Origin of the sequence: Pantoea sp. SIMBA_079, from assembly GCF_046940275.1 — a bacterium.
GTDB lineage: Bacteria > Pseudomonadota > Gammaproteobacteria > Enterobacterales > Enterobacteriaceae > Pantoea > Pantoea borealis.
On the sequence record NZ_JAWRYR010000498.1, the window covers coordinates 1 to 261 of the forward strand.

The following is a 261-nucleotide window of genomic DNA, read 5'->3' on the forward strand; positions in this document are numbered from 1 at the left end:
CACACTCATATCAACGGGCTTGGTTCATGCGCTCGATGACTTGGCGGGTGATGTCGTACTGAGGCTTGACATCGATGACCGCACCACGCTCGAGGACCAGGTCGTAGCCGCCCTTCTTGATCACTTCCTCGACAGCGCCATCCAGCTTCGGCTTCAGCTGCTTGAGCATGTCGCGATCGGCAACGGCCTTGGCTTCGTTCAGCTCCTTGGACTGGAACTGGAAGTCGCGGGCCTTTTGCTTGAACTCGAGTTCCAGACGCT

Annotated in this window: 1 protein-coding gene; it reads right to left on the minus strand. The window is 57.9% G+C overall.

The genetic code is table 11. From position 1 onward, the window contains the following. Positions 1-10: 10 nt before the first annotated feature. A partial coding sequence (locus tag SB719_RS20950) for an OmpH family outer membrane protein (RefSeq protein WP_412159858.1) occupies positions 11-261 on the minus strand: 251 nt, incomplete at its 5' end.